The organism is Pseudomonas alliivorans, from assembly GCF_017826695.1.
Taxonomy (GTDB): domain Bacteria; phylum Pseudomonadota; class Gammaproteobacteria; order Pseudomonadales; family Pseudomonadaceae; genus Aquipseudomonas; species Aquipseudomonas alliivorans.
Map to the genome: position 1 here is coordinate 405,130 of NZ_JAFFZW010000002.1, position 15,294 is coordinate 420,423.

13 protein-coding genes are annotated in these 15,294 nt (G+C 59.8%); 8 read left to right on the plus strand and 5 right to left on the minus strand.

Going from position 1 to position 15,294, the window contains the following annotated elements:
- Positions 1-23: 23 nt before the first annotated feature.
- The 4 genes from JTJ32_RS06390 to JTJ32_RS06405 all read right to left on the minus strand — a co-directional run bounded on the left by JTJ32_RS06390 (position 24) and on the right by JTJ32_RS06405 (position 5,639).
- Positions 24-1,625, minus strand: a complete 1,602-nt coding sequence (locus JTJ32_RS06390) for a rhamnogalacturonan lyase B N-terminal domain-containing protein (protein WP_210041459.1) — start codon at positions 1,623-1,625, stop codon at positions 24-26.
- 30 nt (positions 1,626-1,655) lie between these two features.
- On the minus strand, positions 1,656-2,885 hold the full coding sequence (locus JTJ32_RS06395) for a pectate lyase family protein (RefSeq protein ID WP_210041461.1): 1,230 nt from the start codon (positions 2,883-2,885) through the stop codon (positions 1,656-1,658).
- A 112-nt stretch (positions 2,886-2,997) separates the two neighbouring features.
- Positions 2,998-4,185 carry an MFS transporter gene (locus JTJ32_RS06400; protein WP_099230690.1) on the minus strand — a complete coding sequence of 396 codons (1,188 nt, stop codon included), beginning with the start codon at positions 4,183-4,185 and terminating at the stop codon, positions 2,998-3,000.
- A 254-nt stretch (positions 4,186-4,439) separates the two neighbouring features.
- On the minus strand, positions 4,440-5,639 hold the full coding sequence (locus JTJ32_RS06405; protein ID WP_210041463.1) for an MFS transporter: 1,200 nt from the start codon (positions 5,637-5,639) through the stop codon (positions 4,440-4,442).
- 298 nt (positions 5,640-5,937) lie between these two features.
- Here JTJ32_RS06405 and JTJ32_RS06410 point away from each other — a divergent pair, with 298 nt between their 5' ends.
- The 7 genes from JTJ32_RS06410 (at position 5,938) to JTJ32_RS06440 (ending at position 13,367) form a co-directional block, all read left to right on the plus strand.
- On the plus strand, positions 5,938-7,032 hold the full coding sequence (locus JTJ32_RS06410; RefSeq protein WP_210041464.1) for an NADH:flavin oxidoreductase/NADH oxidase: 1,095 nt from the start codon (positions 5,938-5,940) through the stop codon (positions 7,030-7,032).
- Positions 7,033-7,111: 79 nt separating this feature from the next.
- Positions 7,112-7,447, plus strand: coding sequence for a hypothetical protein (locus JTJ32_RS06415; RefSeq protein ID WP_210041465.1), 336 nt, complete (start codon positions 7,112-7,114; stop codon positions 7,445-7,447).
- 107 nt (positions 7,448-7,554) lie between these two features.
- Positions 7,555-8,043: a (2Fe-2S)-binding protein gene (locus JTJ32_RS06420; RefSeq protein WP_210041466.1), complete on the plus strand. Its 489-nt coding sequence runs from the start codon at positions 7,555-7,557 to the stop codon at positions 8,041-8,043.
- Entirely contained in the window at positions 8,040-9,032 is a 993-nt protein-coding gene (locus tag JTJ32_RS06425) for an FAD binding domain-containing protein (RefSeq protein WP_210041467.1), read from the plus strand. The genes JTJ32_RS06420 and JTJ32_RS06425 overlap by 4 nt, the downstream gene beginning before the upstream one ends.
- On the plus strand, positions 9,029-11,419 hold the full coding sequence (locus JTJ32_RS06430) for a xanthine dehydrogenase family protein molybdopterin-binding subunit (protein ID WP_210041468.1): 2,391 nt from the start codon (positions 9,029-9,031) through the stop codon (positions 11,417-11,419). Before JTJ32_RS06425 ends, JTJ32_RS06430 begins: the two co-directional genes overlap by 4 nt.
- Before the next feature lie 42 nt (positions 11,420-11,461).
- Positions 11,462-12,430, plus strand: a complete 969-nt coding sequence (locus JTJ32_RS06435) for an XdhC family protein (protein ID WP_210041469.1) — start codon at positions 11,462-11,464, stop codon at positions 12,428-12,430.
- 25 nt (positions 12,431-12,455) lie between these two features.
- Positions 12,456-13,367, plus strand: coding sequence for an AraC family transcriptional regulator (locus JTJ32_RS06440; protein ID WP_210041471.1), 912 nt, complete (start codon positions 12,456-12,458; stop codon positions 13,365-13,367).
- Between the two features lie 66 nt (positions 13,368-13,433).
- Here the strand turns inward: JTJ32_RS06440 and JTJ32_RS06445 are convergent, their stop codons facing one another.
- Positions 13,434-13,658, minus strand: a complete 225-nt coding sequence (locus JTJ32_RS06445; RefSeq protein WP_210041473.1) for a hypothetical protein — start codon at positions 13,656-13,658, stop codon at positions 13,434-13,436.
- A 343-nt stretch (positions 13,659-14,001) separates the two neighbouring features.
- On the opposite strand from JTJ32_RS06445, the gene JTJ32_RS06450 reads away from it, so the two are divergent.
- The gene (locus tag JTJ32_RS06450) at positions 14,002-15,294 is read left to right on the plus strand and encodes an NTP/NDP exchange transporter (RefSeq protein WP_210041474.1); all 1,293 of its coding nucleotides are present in this window, start codon (positions 14,002-14,004) and stop codon (positions 15,292-15,294) included.

The window sequence follows — 15,294 nt, forward strand, 5'->3', positions numbered from 1 at the left end:
CTTCAGAGCAGACCGCTCAGCATCTATTCGATCAACTGCACGCTGTCATACACGAACCCCGGACTCAGGAATCCCGCTGCGGAGCGGCCGGAGGCAACGCCGATCTGCAGTGAGTTGGTGCCTGCGTGCAGCGCGGACGCCGGTATGTTGAATTCGAACAGCGTATTGTTGCCGCGCCAGGTCCCACGGGTAATCCCACGACTGTCGGGCTGCGCCGAAGCAGCGGGCACCGGTGCATGCCAACCGGCGTTGACGCTCAATTGCGGGCGTCCGCCTGCCTGAGCCAGAGAGATGAGCACACGCAGGCGGTAGGCGTGCACTTCATGGTTACCCAGCACAAAATCGATCCGGGTCGGGCTGTTGATGTCGCGCCATTGTGCGGCCGGGAATTCCGCAAGAGCGCTTGTTCCGACCGTGTAGATGTCTGTGGCCCAAGGTGCCATTCGCGAGTCGGATGGATGAGCGGATGTCAGAAGTCCTGCGTTACGAAAGCCTGCGGGCGTTCCATCGGGCAGGCCGATCTGCCATTTCACTCGACCCGGAGGCGGTTCGGCGTGCAACCTGGCCTGTGTGACGCGGCCCGCCGAAACGTCGACCGTGCTGCGAGCGATCTCCAGCTCGTTCTGGTAAAGCGTCAATCGGTAGCGGCCCGGACGAACACCGTTCACGCGAAAATCACCCGGCGTAGCAGTTCGAGCCCAATACTCTGCGGTGTCATTGCTCAGACCGACCACTGCGGACATACCTTGAGCAGTTCCTCCCGCATGACCGGCCACAGCGCCTCGTTCGCCGCTGTTCAGAAACCCTTCAAGCCCCAGCGTGCCATTCAGAAAATCCAGGTTGGTCAGCGCATCCGAAGGCGCTTCTCCCTGAGTAAACAGCAGGCCATAGGCGCCATGCAGACCACCCCGGTACGCTTCGGTCTGGGTATGGTTGGAGAACATGTAGTTGTACAACTCGTGAGTCTTTTCGGTTTTCTGAGTGGCGATGTCCTTGAAAAACGGGCCTCCCGAACTGAGTTCCCGGTTGCCCATGAGCATATAAACGGCCACGCCCGGTCCTTTCACTCCGTGCATGGGGTCATCAATCATAGGCTGCGCCGAATAGAACTTGGAACTGGTGCGTCCGTCGCGCAGCAAAAACACATCGTTGCCTTCGATCGCTGTGCCAACGTTTGAATCGGTACCGTGGTCGGCCTTGGGCAGCTTTTCGACATCAAGGCGCGCAACAAATCGCAGCTCGCCAACCGGCAACAGGGTTGGCGCATAAGTCGCCATGTAAATGGCATCGCGACCGTTTACCGCCATGTAGTAATGCGTCAGATCGCCTGCGTGGGCGCTGATCACGATCACATCGCCCACGGTTCTGACATCCACCTGCGCTGCGCCCAGGCCTGATGCAATCTGCGACGCTTTTGGCTCTCGGGTCTGTAACTCCTGACCCCGGTAGCGCATGGAGACCAGATCGCCGTTACGCTCGTCCACGCTGAAGACCAATTGATTACCGGTGTCCACGACAATCCGCGGTGGTGTTCGAACGAACCCGAAAGATGCGCTTTGTGCCTCGTCGACAAGACCGACCAGACAGCAACAAGCGCAGCACAGCATCCAGATCAAGCGTCGCATCAGACGTACTCATGGTATTTCGAATCAAAATCAGTCCTTGCCCGCACCCGCGTGCAGGGGCACTTGTGCCACTGCCACATCCACAGGCAAGGGCGTTACAAGGTACTGGCGGTAGGGTGCGAACGCTTCAAGTACCGCGTCGTCCTGTGGGCGATAGTCATCGCCGCTCAGTTGTTGCAGATTGGCGACGCATGCTCTGCCAAGCGTGCGCTGGCATTCGTCATTGGCAGATTCAGCCGCAGAGGAGGAGAACAGGGCGAACCCGGTGCCGGGTTGCTGAGCATCGTTGAACATGGGGTGTGTCACGTTTTCGAACCCGTTGGCTTCGACCAGCAATTGCGAGGAGGGTGTGCGCGACATGATTGCGCCTTGATAGGTCAGACGGGCAAACACGTTATTGACCAGTTGAGCGAGGACCGCAGCATCGTGCATGCCACCCGCATGTGGCGCGCGGCCTGAGGTGTCGTGCACGTAGTTGCGGGCCAGCGTCAACGTGTCATGGCTGCCGAGGAACAGCCACACCCAGTAATGATGGCCATCGCAGGTCGAGGACCAGGGCGTGCGGCCGTCGAATTCGTTATCGGATATCGTCACATGGGACGCAGCGCCGAAGCCAGTCACGATCATCTGCCTGCCGATGCGCGCGAAGGTGTTGTGGTTGATCCACACGCCGTCCGCACCATCAATTGTGAGTGCATCACCGCCCCAGACCACCTGCGCATTGATGTCGGACAGCGTCAGGTTACGAACAATGATGTTGTGGACACCGCCGCCCATGAACAGCCCCATCCCCTGAATGCCCGCCTGCTTGCCTGAACCTTGCAGCGTCTTGTTCGAACCGATTTTAAGGCGTTGCAATCCGGCGTTATCGTAGGTCACCGAAGCAGACGGTCTTGACTGGCAGAAATTGTTCGCCCCATTGAGCGCAAGTTGCGCGCCGCCGCCGGGACAAGCCTTGACCATGCAGCCGGTCTCTGTGGTGGTGGCACTGCCGTTTGCCAATACGCTGCCGCGAAAGTCGAAGGTATGATCCAGGATCACGACGCGCGGTGTGGCGTCCGTGCAGTTACCCCGATGGTCGTAGGTGCTGCACAGCGCCTGCTTCAGTTCATCAAGCGTCGTGGGATGAACAGCCACTGCATTTGCGCCACCGGTGACGCCTTTCGCAAAACCATCGGGATGGTCGTCGGCCTGCACGAATGAAGACGTGACGAATACCGCGCAACACAGAGCCAGGCCGGGAAGCCGCGATGTACGCAAAAGAATGTCCTCGCAGGCAGCGAACAGATCGTTGAAAGCCCATCATCCGACAATCAACGAATCGCCTGCGTATTGTTCGACGCTTCTTAAGCTGCTGTTCAGCCGTCTGTTTCTATTCACCGCCTTTCATGCGTCGCGCGATCAGGTAGATACCCAGACCGGCCAGCGCACAGCCAGCGCCGATGTAACCCGTGCTGGTCCAGCCAAGGCCTGCGGTGATCGCCATGCCGCCGAACCATGGACCCAGCGCGTTGGCCAGGTTGAACGCCGCATGATTGGAGGCTGCAGCCAGACTCGGCGCTTCGTGAGCGATGTCCATCAGACGAATCTGCAGCGGTGCGGCCAGCGCGACCATGGTGCCGACCAGAGCCATGCCTGGCAGTACGCCCCACAACGAACCGGCAGCGAACGGGAAGAACAGCAGGACGGCCATCGACCATACCAGCAGGACGCCAACGGCCTTGAACTGCATGCGGTCGAACAGCTTGCCACCGGCAATGTTGCCGATGATGCCGCCCACACCGAAGGCTGCCAGCCCGAAAGGAATCCACTGTGGTGACACGCGCGTCACTTCGAGCATGGTCGGTGCCAGGTAGCTGAAGACGCAGAACATCCCGGCAAAACCGACAGCGCCGATGGCAAGCGCCATCCACACCTGCGGTCTGGTGAAGGCACCCAGTTCCTTGCGCGGATCGCTGCGAGGCTCGTCATGACGGTCCGGCACGAACTGCCACACCAGTGCGATCGTACAAAGGGCGATAAGGCCAACCAGCGCGAAGGCGGAACGCCAGCCGAAAAACTGCCCAAGAAACGTCGCAATCGGGTTGCCCAGCAACATCGCCAGGGTCAGGCCCATCATCACCCGCGCCACCGCTCCGGCCCGCTGATTGTCGGGCACCATGCTCGAGGCAACGACCGCAGCGATACCGAAATAGGCCCCATGGGGCAAACCGCTGATGAAACGAAAGGCCACCAGACTGCCAAAGGTCGGTGTGAACGCCGTGGCCACGTTGCCAATCGCGTAGAGGGCCATCAGCAGCAACAGCATGTTTTTACGCAACAGCCTGGCGCCGAGAATGGTCAGCAGCGGGGCGCCCACCATCACGCCAAGCGCGTAGGCGCTGATGGCATGACCGACCTGAGGCTCGCTCAGGTGCAGGTTGGTGGCGATATCAGGCATCAGGCCCATGATTGCGAACTCGCCCGTGCCGATGGCGAAGCTGCCTACGGCCATGGCCGCTTCCATTTTGCCAGCGGCGCGCGCGGGCAGAACGTGCCCGGTTTTTTGCTGAATCGACATGCGTCGCTCCGTTTTGAAGGATTACCAAACCAAAAACGCCGGTGCTGACTGAGCATCGGCGAAGGGCTCTAGAACAGAGTTTGACGGGAGAGTTCCGGCTAAATCGGCAACAGCGTGCAAAAGGAATGATTCGACGTTAAATACGGAAGCCTCCCACAAGCAGTCTCAAAAGGACCGGGGAGCACTCAAGAGCAAGCCAGTCAAACGAACTCTTCATACCTTTAATGATGATCACATTATTCAGGCAATACCTTTTATGAAACGCAGTCAGCGGCTTCTGGCGCAGCGTGTTCACGTTTCATGGACGTCATCGCAGGCAGCAGACTGACCAGGCCCACCAGCGCCATGGCGGCACCGACCCAGAGCGGCGAACGCAGACCATACCCGGCGTCTATCACGGCACCACCGGCCCAGCTGCCGAACGCCAGGCCCGCGGTGATCACCGAGGTGTGCAGGATGTTGACCATGGCCGCCGGTTCGGCCGCTTTCATCACCCGTGCAACCATTGCCGGGTTCAACGCGACGCCCGTCAGACCCAGTACGAAGAAACAGCCCAGATTCAGCCACAGATGATCGCCCGCCAGCGCGAAGCCACCCAGTGCCAGCACCATCAGCGCAAGGCCCCAGGCCAGGGCAGGGAACGTGTGGCGATCCGCGAAACGCCCCACGATCATGTTGCCCATCAGGTTCGCGACGCCATAGATAGCGAGTACAGGCGCGACCAGCGTGGGCGTAATGCCGACCTCATGAATCAGGATCGGCGTGCAGTAGCTGAACGCCGCGAAGGTGCCACCGATGATCAGGCCACTGGTGATGTAGGCACCCCAGAGCCTGGGGTTTTTCAAGCCCGCCCATTGCTGACTGAGGGGCGGTTCGCCACCTTTTTGAATGGCTGGCAGGCGGCGTGTCGCCAGGACCGTACATAGCATCGCCAGCGCGACCACAGCCCAGGAACTGGCACGCCAGCCGACATGCTGTTCGACCCAGGTGGTCATCGGCACGCCGATCACCGGAGACAGCATCAACCCGGCCAGCACCACCGAAACGGCACGTCCGCGGCCTTCAGGCGCCACCAGTCCTGCGCAGATCGTCATGCACAGACCGATGCACACGGCACTCGAAACACCCATGATGATGCGTGCAAAGGCAAGCACCGCATAACTCGGAGCCGCTGCCGCAACAGCGCCTGCGATCACGTAACACGTCAGCAGCCAGACCAGCGCCCGCTTGTTGCTGATGCCCCGTGAGAGCAGCAACACCGTGACCGGCGGACCGCCCAGCGCCATGCCCAGCGCGTAATAGGCAATCAGATTGCCGACCTGCGCCAGACTGACGGAAAACGCTTCGGCCAGCGCAGGCATCATCCCGGCCACCATGAATTCGGCAGTGACCAGGGAAAAGATCGTCAGACCCAGCAGGTAGACGGTTGAAGGCAGTTTGGAGCGGGTAGTCATCAGCGTCTCGGGCCGGGGAAAAGGTCGGCTACCCTAAGGAATGTTGACCGGATGGTCAAATCAACGTCAGGCATATCGTTATTCATTCGGCATAATGCTTTCGCTTTTGCCCACCCTGACTGCAAGCGTCAAGTCAATGGAAGCCCGCAGGATCCGGCACCTCTACTTCTTCGCCATATCCTGTCGATCACTCCTGAATCTCATCATTTTGTGCAATGTCTCGATCTGATCCGGCAAAAAAACAGTACCTTGCCAGCAGCATAATTTGCTCATTCAAATCACCCAGTGGATGAGCCCTATGACCTCGCTGTTCTCACCTTACACACTCAAAGGCGTGACGTTGCGCAACCGGATAACGGCTTCGCCGATGTGCCAGTATCAGGCGGTCGACGGAGCCCTGAACGGCTGGCACAAGACCCACTATGAAACACTCGCCAAAGGCGGCTCAGGCCTGGTGATGGTCGAAGCCACCGCCGTTAATCCTGAAGGACGAATCACACCGGGTGACGCGGGATTGTGGTGCGATTCGCAGATTGCCGGTTTCGCCGATGTCGCCTCGCTCATCAAGGGCGCAGGCGCCGTTCCTGGCGTTCAGATAGGTCATGCGGGCCGCAAGGCCGGGTGCACGCCGCCCTGGCAGGGCGGTGCTCCGCTCGCCGAGTCCGGTGCAGAAGGCTGGCAACCGGTTGCAGCCAGCGCGCTGCCCTACATGGCTGATGCTTCCTACGTTCCCGACGCAATGACCGTGCAACAGATCGTCGCCGTCCAGAATGACTTTGTGAACGCGGCCGCGCGCGCATTGACTGCCCGGTACGAATGGCTGGAACTGCATTTTGCCCACGGATTTCTTGGTCAGGGTTTTCTGTCGCCCAAAGCCAATCAGCGTTCCGATCACTACGGTGGCTCACTGGCCAATCGTGCCCGTTTCCTGCGCGAAACGGTGGCGGCGGTAAGGCGCGTCTGGCCGGCTAATCTACCGCTCACAGTAAGGCTTGGCGTGGTCGATTTTGCCGATGACCTTGAGGAATCAATGGCAGAGACCATCCAGGTGCTTCGCTGGCTGAAAGACGACGGGGTGGACTTAATTGACTGCTCACTGAATCTCGCCATGCCCAACGAACCCGTGCCATGGGGCCAGAACTTTTTGGTGCCTTTCGCAAAGCGCGTGCGGGCTGAAACGGGCTTGCCGGTCAGTGCCAGCTGGATGATCACGCAAGCACGTGAAGCCGACGGGTTCGTCCGCAGTGGCGCGCTCGATCTGGTCTGCTTCGCGCGCACGCTTCTGGCCAATCCTCACTGGCCGTTTCAGGCGGCACGCGAACTGAAGGTCACTGATCCGGCCTCGGTATTGCCAACGCCCTACGCCTACTGGCTACAGAACTGGGCAGGCTGAGAATCCCTGACGCTGCCGCGCCCGAACAAATCATGCGCCTTGTCGATGGTCGTCGCTGAGCTTTCCGGAGGGGTGATCCATGAATACGTCATTACATGGAAGCGAGTTCAGCCAGTCCGTAGAAATACTCACCCGTACGGAGTCTTCAGCCCAACTGGTCGAGGCATTGATGGCACGCGTTGATCGCTTCACCAGCAGGCATGAAGGGTTCATCGGTTCGCGTGTACAGGTCGGCGAGCAAGAAGGTGAGGTTCTTCTGCATCTTTTTTGGTTGACCCGAGAGCACGGCGAGCATGCCCAGCGTTATCCGGTGGACGGAGAAACCGACCTTTTCCAGTTCGTCTGTGGATTCCAGGTTCGCAAGGTCGCCTTTCGGACCAGCGAACCTTGTTCCGATGCGCCACCCGCCCTGTAACAGGCGCTCTCACCCTCATCAGATTGGGCAATAAACACCGCTGATCAGGCAAATCCGGCTCTGATCGGCCGCGCATACTTGCGCCAGACCTTAATGGAGAAGCCATCATGGCAGACCGCAACAGACTTCAGCTCACCATTAATGGGCAGCCAAAGGCTTTTGAGCTCGAATCGCGCACGACATTGCTCGACGCGCTGCGCGAGCATGCCTTCCTGCCCGGCACGAAGAAAGGTTGCGACCACGGCCAGTGTGGCGCCTGCACAGTGCATGTGAACGGTGGACGGGTCTTGAGCTGCCTGACCCTTGCGGCTCAGGTCGATGGCCATGAAGTCATGACGATTGAGGGGCTGGCGCGGCCTGACGGTACGTTGCATGCCGTTCAGGCTGCCTTCGTCGAGTTCGATGCTTTCCAGTGTGGGTTCTGCACGCCAGGCCAGATCATGTCGGCCGTTGCATGCATTCGTGAAGGCCATACAGGATCGGACGACGAGATCCGCGAGTACATGAGCGGCAATCTGTGCCGGTGCGGTGCATACCCTCATATCGTGACCGCCGTGCGGACCGCTGCAGCGCGGCTGCTGGGAGCGAAGGCATGAGAGCGTTCGACTACATCCGCGCCTCTGATATCGACAGTGCGCGCCAGGCGGGCGGCACTCCCGAGACCCGTTTTCTGGCGGGGGGCACTACATTACTGGACCTTATGAAGTGCGGTGTGGAACGTCCGGTCCGTCTGGTCGACATCAGTCACCTGCAAGCGCTTGATCAGATCACGGTCGACGATCTGAAGGTCCGTATCGGCGCGTCAGCCAAGATGAGCCAGGTCGCTGCCAATAACCGGATTCAGACTCAGGCTCCGGTACTGAGCGAGGCCCTGTGGCGTGCAGCATCTCCACAACTGCGCAATATGGCCTCGATTGGCGGCAACCTGTTGCAGCGCACGCGCTGTACCTATTTCCGTGATCCAGCGGCTTACCCTACATGTAACAAGCGTAACCCCGGATCGGGCTGCTCAGCCATGGAGGGTTTCAATCGAAACCATGCGGTACTGGGTGTGAGTGATGCCTGCATTGCACTCTATCCCGGCGACCTGGCTGTCGCGCTGGTGGCGTTCGACGCCAGCATTTCAATTCGCGGCGCTACTGATCGACAAGTGATCGCCGACGATTTTTATCGGCTGCCTGGCACTCGTCCTGACATCGAGCACGATCTGCTGGACGGCGAATTGATCGTCGCGGTTGACGTGCCCATGGTGCCGGCATTGAAACGCTCCCACTACCTCAAGGTACGTGATCGAGCGTCCTATGAGTTCGCTGCGGCCAGCGCAGCGGTCGGTATCGAGTTCGAGGACGATGATCGCACCGTCAAGGACGTTCGTATTGCGCTGGGTGGTGTAGGCACCAAACCCTGGCGGGCGCGAGATGTCGAGCACGCGTTGATGGGTCAGCCCCTGTCCGAAAAGCGGGTTCGCGAAGCTGCAATTCACGCAGTCGAAGGTGCTCAGGCTCGCGAGCATAATGGCTTCAAGATCATCCTGGCACCTCGCGTGGTCGCCAGAGCGTTGATGACCGTGGGAGGTCTGGCATGAACGATGTCTTCAACCCTGACATTCATCGGCGCACATTGCTGAAGACCGCTGTTGCAGGCAGTGCCGTCGCAGTAACGGGCCTGGCGCTGAATCCGTTGACCGGTCATGCAGAACCGGTGGTAGCTCGGCAAACCAACGGCTCGATTGGCGAACGCGCGCCCAGGCAGGAAGGTGGCCTCAAGGTCCGGGGTGAAGCCCGTTACGCCATAGAGCAGGTCATCGAGGGGATGCTTTACGGCGTCGCTGTCCAGTCGACGATTGCTGCCGGAAGGATTACTGCAATCGATACACGTCAGGCCGATGCCTCACCCGGCGTCGTTGCGATTTACACCCATTTCAACCCGCTTGCCATTCAGCCCGCGACGCCGTTTATCAAAGGCGGTGCGGCCACCGAGAATTTCACCCCGTTGCAGGATGATCTGGTTCGCTGGAATGGACAGCACATCGCACTGGTCGTGGCACAGACCTTTGAGCAGGCAACAGAAGCCGCAAGTCTGATCAGCGTCAGCTACCAGCCAGCTCAGCCAATCATCAACCCTGACGACGCGGGCGCCAAACCCCAGCCCATTGCCGATCTGCAAGCCAAATGGGGTGATGCCCAGGCGGCCATGGTATCGGCAACGGTGAAGGTCGAAGGCGTCTACACCACCCCGCGTGAATACAACACGCCAATGGAGCCCCACGCGTGCATCGCACAGTGGCAGCAGGACACGCTGACCGTTTACGAATCAAGCCAATGGGTGGGAGGGGCACGTGCCGTTATCGCTCAGTGGATGGGTCTCGATGTCACCAGGGTCAGGGTCGTGTCGCCCTTTATTGGCGGTGGTTTCGGCTGCCGGGTAGCGCCACATCCGCATGTCGCCATGACCTGTGCGGCCGCCAGGGCGCTGGGTCGTCCGTTGAAAGTATCGCTCACGCGTGCTCAGACCTTTACCGGCTTCGGCGGACGGCCGCGAACCAGCCAGAAGCTGGCACTGGGTGCCACTGCGCAAGGCACGCTGGTTTCGGTGCTGCACGAGGGCTGGAATGAAACCGCCATAGACGATACTCACCTCGAGCCAACCACCTCGGTCACGGCGCTGATGTACGCCACGCCAAACATGCTTGCCCGCCACAGCATCATTCCGGTCAATACGGTCAACCCTGGCTGGATGCGCGCTCCGGGAGAAAACATCAGCACCTATGCGCTCGAAACAGCAATGGATGAACTGGCCTGCGAGCTTGGGATCGACCCCATTGATCTGAGGCTTAGGAACTGGGCAGCTGTCGACCCGAAAGCCAATATTCCGTGGACGACCCGCCGACTGCGCGAGGGGTATGTGGCGGGCGCCAACGCATTTGGATGGTCCGGACGCAATCCTGAGCCGCGCTCCATGCGAGAAGGTCGTGAACTGATCGGTTGGGGCATGGCCGCAGGTACCTATCCGGTTTGGCGCACGCCGGGTGAAGCGCGAATCATCATCCACCGGGACGGCCTGATTGAAGTACTCAGTGGCGGCACGGATCTGGGCACCGGTACTTATACGATTCTTGCGCAAACCGCGGCAGAGGTGCTCGACATGCCCACCAGCTCGGTCAAGGTCAGGCTGGGTGACACCGATCTGCCCAGAGCGCCGGTTGCAGGTGGCTCACAGCTCGCTAACAACCTGACCGGGGCCGTCTACAAAGCAGCGAAAGTGGCCCGCAACGAACTGTTCAGAGTCGCCACCAGCCACCCGAAGTCACCATTGTACGGCATGGACGTAGCCAGTCTCGTGCTCAAGAACGGCCGAATCAAACCTTCACAGCGACCCGGTGATGGCATATCGCTGGGAGACCTGCTGAAAGCGATCGGCAAGGAGCGCTTCGACATATCCACCGATACCTTCAAGGCGGGTGCCACGGAAGCGGATCGGGATGCGGCAGCGCACGGGTTCAGCCAGCTGCTGTTGCCCACAACCGGTGGTGTCTCGGCCCACAGCTGGGGCGTACATTTCGTTGAGGTGCGTGTGGACGAAGACTTCGGCACCGTCAGGGTCAAGCGCATGGTTGCGGCCTTCGACAGCGGCCGGGTCTACAACCCCAGGCTCGCCGAAAGCCAATGGATTGGCGGGATGATCATGGGGATCGGACAGGCGTTGTTTGAGGAGGGCCATATCGATCAGCGCGACGGTAGAGTCGTCAACGCCAACCTGGCCGATTATGTACTGCCGGTGAACGCAGACGTTCCGGAAATCATCACCCTCGATGTCGGTGTGCCTGATATGCAAGCCAGCGCTCTGGGCGGCAAGGCGGTGGGCGAACTGGGAATCGTCGGCGTCGCGGCAGCCATCGGCAATGCTGTGTACCACGCAACCGGAAAACGTATTCGTGATCTGCCGTTCACCATGGACAAGCTGCTGACATGATCTGCCCGTGTGCCTGGCAAAAGACCTCTGCGACAGCCCGCCATGAATAACCTGGACATTCAGGTCGTTCAGCAGGCTTCGGACTGGCTCAGACAGGGGCAGGGCGTGTGGCTGTGCACGGTTCTTTCCACCTTCGGCTCCGCGCCCCGTGGTCCCGGTGCCATGCTGGCTGCACTGGAGCGAGGGCAGTGCGTAGGTTCGCTGTCAGGCGGCTGTGTCGAGGAAGACTTCCTTGAGCGGCTCGGACGCAGTGAGTTCACAAGGGATAGCCAGATCATTCGCTACGGGGAGGGCGGCCTTGCGCCGAACCTTGCATTGCCGTGTGGCGGCGTACTCGACGTGCTCATTGAATATTTTGAGCCTGAATGCGCAAGCCTCGGACATTTCAGCGGGCTTTTGAGCGCTCTTCAGGGTCATCAATTGATTGTGCGCCAAGTAATTTTGGGCACGTGTCAGACGAGCATCAACTCGGCGGGCAAAGGGTGTGTGCCCGTCAGGCTGGAAGCCGAGTCGGTCTATTTGCGCATGGGCGCGGCGCAAAGGTTGATCATCGCGGGCCTGTCGCCGGTCGCAGAGTTCTGCGCCGGTTTTGCTATGGCACTGGGGTATGAGGTTATCGTTTGCGATCCACGCCCTGAAATGACATCGACATTCAATCTGCCGGGCGCGAAGGTGGTCGATACGCTCCCTGCGGCTTATATCGCTCGACAGGGCTGTCACGACGCGACGGCAGTTGTGGCCCTGACCCACGACCCTCGGCTGGACGACCTGACGCTGCTGGAGGCGGTCAGGACCAACGCGTTCTACATTGGCGCCATGGGCTCAAGGCGAACCAGTGAAAAACGCATGGAACGGATCAGGCGTATCGGCGGGCTGAATGACGAACAGGCAAATCGCATTCATGCGCCCATTGGGTTAAACCTAGGTAGCAAAACGCCTGCAGAAATCGCGCTGGCGGTCATGTCCGATATCGTTCGGGTACGTAACGGCATCGCCATAAGCGCACTTTAATCGTGTTGAATCCGGAAGCAAAATGATGAACTCAGCCTCTGTACATTTCCCTGCCGGCAACGAGACAAGCCTTTTGGCTGAACGAGCGACGCGGCTGCTGCGCAGTGATGGCGACCACTTCAGCGACATACCCGGCCTCAGTTTCCATCGCCGCAGCGCGGCCACAGTGCCGTTGCACTGCATTTACGGACTGGGCCTGGGGCTGACGTTGCAGGGTGGTAAACAGGTCATGGTCGGTGAGGAAGTACTTTCTTATGGCCCGGGCCAATCCATGGTCACCAGCGTTGATATACCCGTCATCGCGAACGTGACCAAGGCCACCGCTGCCCATCCCTTTCTGGGCATGATCCTGACGTTCGACAGTTCCATGGTGGTGGGCGTCGCAGAACGATTGAAATTGTCCCAACGGATGAAAGACGAAGAGTTTCGCCCGATTACCGTTCATGAACTGGACGCGAACATTCTGTATGCGCTCGAACGTCTGGCAGGTCTGCTCGATGAACCCTGCCTGATCAAGAGCGTCGCGCCGCTGATTATCGAAGAGATCGTGATCCGCCTGCTGAGTGGCGCCCACAGCCCGCAGTTGCTGCACATCGTGAGTGCAGGATCGCCCAGTCAACAGATCGCCAGAGCGGTGGCATGGCTGAAGGTGAATTTCCGTCAGTCGCTCAAGGTCGATGACCTGGCTGCGTCCGCATACATGAGCCCATCCACTTTTCGCCAGCATTTCCGCGCCGTTACCGGCATGAGCCCTTTGCAGTATCAAAAGCAGCTCAGGTTGCAGGCAGCCCGACAAATGATGCTGAGCCAGAACGTGGATGCCAGCAGCGCGGGCGGTCTGGTCGGCTACGAGAGCTCGTCGCAGTTCAGTCGCGAATACAGCCGATTGTTTGGCGAACCGCCGCAACGCGATATCAAGCGTATGCGGTTGCAGTAAGTACGGGGGCGTTTTGATGTGAATGATCGGTATTGGCAGGTTGGCCAATCCATGGCCTTTGTTGAATCAGCGAGACCTTAGCGTTTCATTCATCCATCCGATCGTCCAGCTCAACGGGTCGCGGGACAGGAATGGCAGGAACGGCTTTCCCTCTCTTGCAGCCATCCTGCCCTCTGTTTCGCTCTCGATATGAATCCATAGAGTGTTCTGCTTGAATCCATCTGCACGTTGACGCTCCCTGTAGATGCGTTGCCTCCTGAGCGCATCGGCCTGCTTCGGGTTGTCGGGCATGGAACACCTGATTGAAGTCCACCGCATTGATAAGGTGTATCGGCAAAAAACCGAGCATTGATCGGCTACGGATACGCGAAGCATGTTCACAGGAAGGAAATGGCCTCAATACACCGATTCAGTGGATTTCTTGCCTGTTCCGATGAGGAATTCAACCCCGACCACTGAGGGAGCCGTCGCCGTTCTGATCAATGGAGAAGCGCTCAGACGATCGAAGACGATCCGTTCCGGTCCAACCCTGGAACGCCGCGCCTTGCGGACTGCGTGCCGACACAGGAATGACGATGCATCAACCTGACGGAGCCGGATTCTTGCCCACGATTTCCCTTCGAGGTACCCGATCATGATTCGCGCAGCGGCGCTGAAGTGGGCGAATGTCCGGCCCGACGAGCGAGCTGCCTTGTTGCTCGGTTTCGCCTTCCATTTCTGCGTGCTGGCCAGCTATTACCTGGTGCGCCCCTTGCGCGACGCTTTAGGGCTGGAAGGAGGCACCGACAAACTTCAATGGCTCTTTACCGCGACCTTTGTGGTGATGCTGCTGATGGTCCCGATTTTCGGTGCGCTGGTGTCCCGGCTGCCGACCCGACGTTTCGTGCCGCTGATCTATCGGGGGATCGCAATGACGATGATCCTGTTCGGCGTCCTGATCGCAAACCGGGTTGCGCCCGTGCAGGTCGGCAATGTGTTCTTCGTCTGGATCAGCGTGTACAACCTGTTCATCGTGTCGATCTTCTGGAGCGTGCTGGTTGACCGGTTTTCCAGTGAGCAGGGCGAGCGGCTGTTCGGCTTTGTCGCCGCTGGCGGCACACTGGGAACCTTCATGGGACCGTTGCTGGCAGCGACCCTGGCGGCCCGGCTGGGGCCGATTGCATTGACCTTGGCTGCCGCGGTGCTGCTGGAACTGGCGGTTCGCTGTCATCGAGCGCTGCTGGCTCGTACCGAGGCGCACTCCGCTGATCCTTCGAAAGTGGATCGCCGTATGGGCGGCAGCATGCTTGCCGGCATCACGCTAATCTCACGCTCGCCCTACCTGCTGGGGCTGGTGCTGTTCATGCTTCTGCACACCACCGCCGCGACCTTTCTGTATTTCGAGCAGGGCCGTATCGTCGCGGACAGCTATTCGGACGTGGCCAGCAGGACCCGGTTCTTCGCCATCGTCGATCTGATCGTGTCGGTGCTGACCCTGACGTTCCAGCTTTTGCTGACAGGCCCCTTGATCCGCATGATTGGCGTCGGTGGCGCGTTGATCGCCTTACCGCTGGCGACGGTTGTCGCGTTCACCGCCATGGCGCTGGCCCCGGTGCCGACCACCGTCGCGCTGGCGCAGGGGCTGCGCCGTGCCATCGAATTTTCCGTGGTGCGCCCGGCGCGGGAAGTGCTCTGGACCGTGGTCAGTCCTGAGGAAAAATACAAGGCCAAGAATGTCATCGAAACGCTGGTGTATCGCGGTGGTGACGCGATGAGCGGGTGGCTGTCGGTGGGGCTGGCGGCAATGGGCGCGGGATTCGGCATGGTTGCCATGCTGATTCTGCCCGTTGCCGGAGGTTGGGCCGGGTTATGCCTGTGGCTCGCCAAACGTCAGAAGCACAAGGCGGATGCGTCTGAGTGTCTGCGTGACGTTAATCGGGAGAAGTAG

Coding starts and splice junctions, on each gene's coding strand:
- JTJ32_RS06390 (WP_210041459.1), bottom strand. CDS start 1,625: ATGCGACGCTTGATCTGGATGCTGTGCTGCGCTTGTTGCTGTCTGGTC.
- JTJ32_RS06400 (WP_099230690.1), bottom strand. CDS start 4,185: ATGTCGATTCAGCAAAAAACCGGGCACGTTCTGCCCGCGCGCGCCGCT.
- JTJ32_RS06405 (WP_210041463.1), bottom strand. CDS start 5,639: ATGACTACCCGCTCCAAACTGCCTTCAACCGTCTACCTGCTGGGTCTG.
- JTJ32_RS06410 (WP_210041464.1), top strand. CDS start 5,938: ATGACCTCGCTGTTCTCACCTTACACACTCAAAGGCGTGACGTTGCGC.
- JTJ32_RS06415 (WP_210041465.1), top strand. CDS start 7,112: ATGAATACGTCATTACATGGAAGCGAGTTCAGCCAGTCCGTAGAAATA.
- JTJ32_RS06420 (WP_210041466.1), top strand. CDS start 7,555: ATGGCAGACCGCAACAGACTTCAGCTCACCATTAATGGGCAGCCAAAG.
- JTJ32_RS06425 (WP_210041467.1), top strand. CDS start 8,040: ATGAGAGCGTTCGACTACATCCGCGCCTCTGATATCGACAGTGCGCGC.
- JTJ32_RS06430 (WP_210041468.1), top strand. CDS start 9,029: ATGAACGATGTCTTCAACCCTGACATTCATCGGCGCACATTGCTGAAG.
- JTJ32_RS06435 (WP_210041469.1), top strand. CDS start 11,462: ATGAATAACCTGGACATTCAGGTCGTTCAGCAGGCTTCGGACTGGCTC.
- JTJ32_RS06440 (WP_210041471.1), top strand. CDS start 12,456: ATGAACTCAGCCTCTGTACATTTCCCTGCCGGCAACGAGACAAGCCTT.
- JTJ32_RS06445 (WP_210041473.1), bottom strand. CDS start 13,658: ATGCCCGACAACCCGAAGCAGGCCGATGCGCTCAGGAGGCAACGCATC.
- JTJ32_RS06450 (WP_210041474.1), top strand. CDS start 14,002: ATGATTCGCGCAGCGGCGCTGAAGTGGGCGAATGTCCGGCCCGACGAG.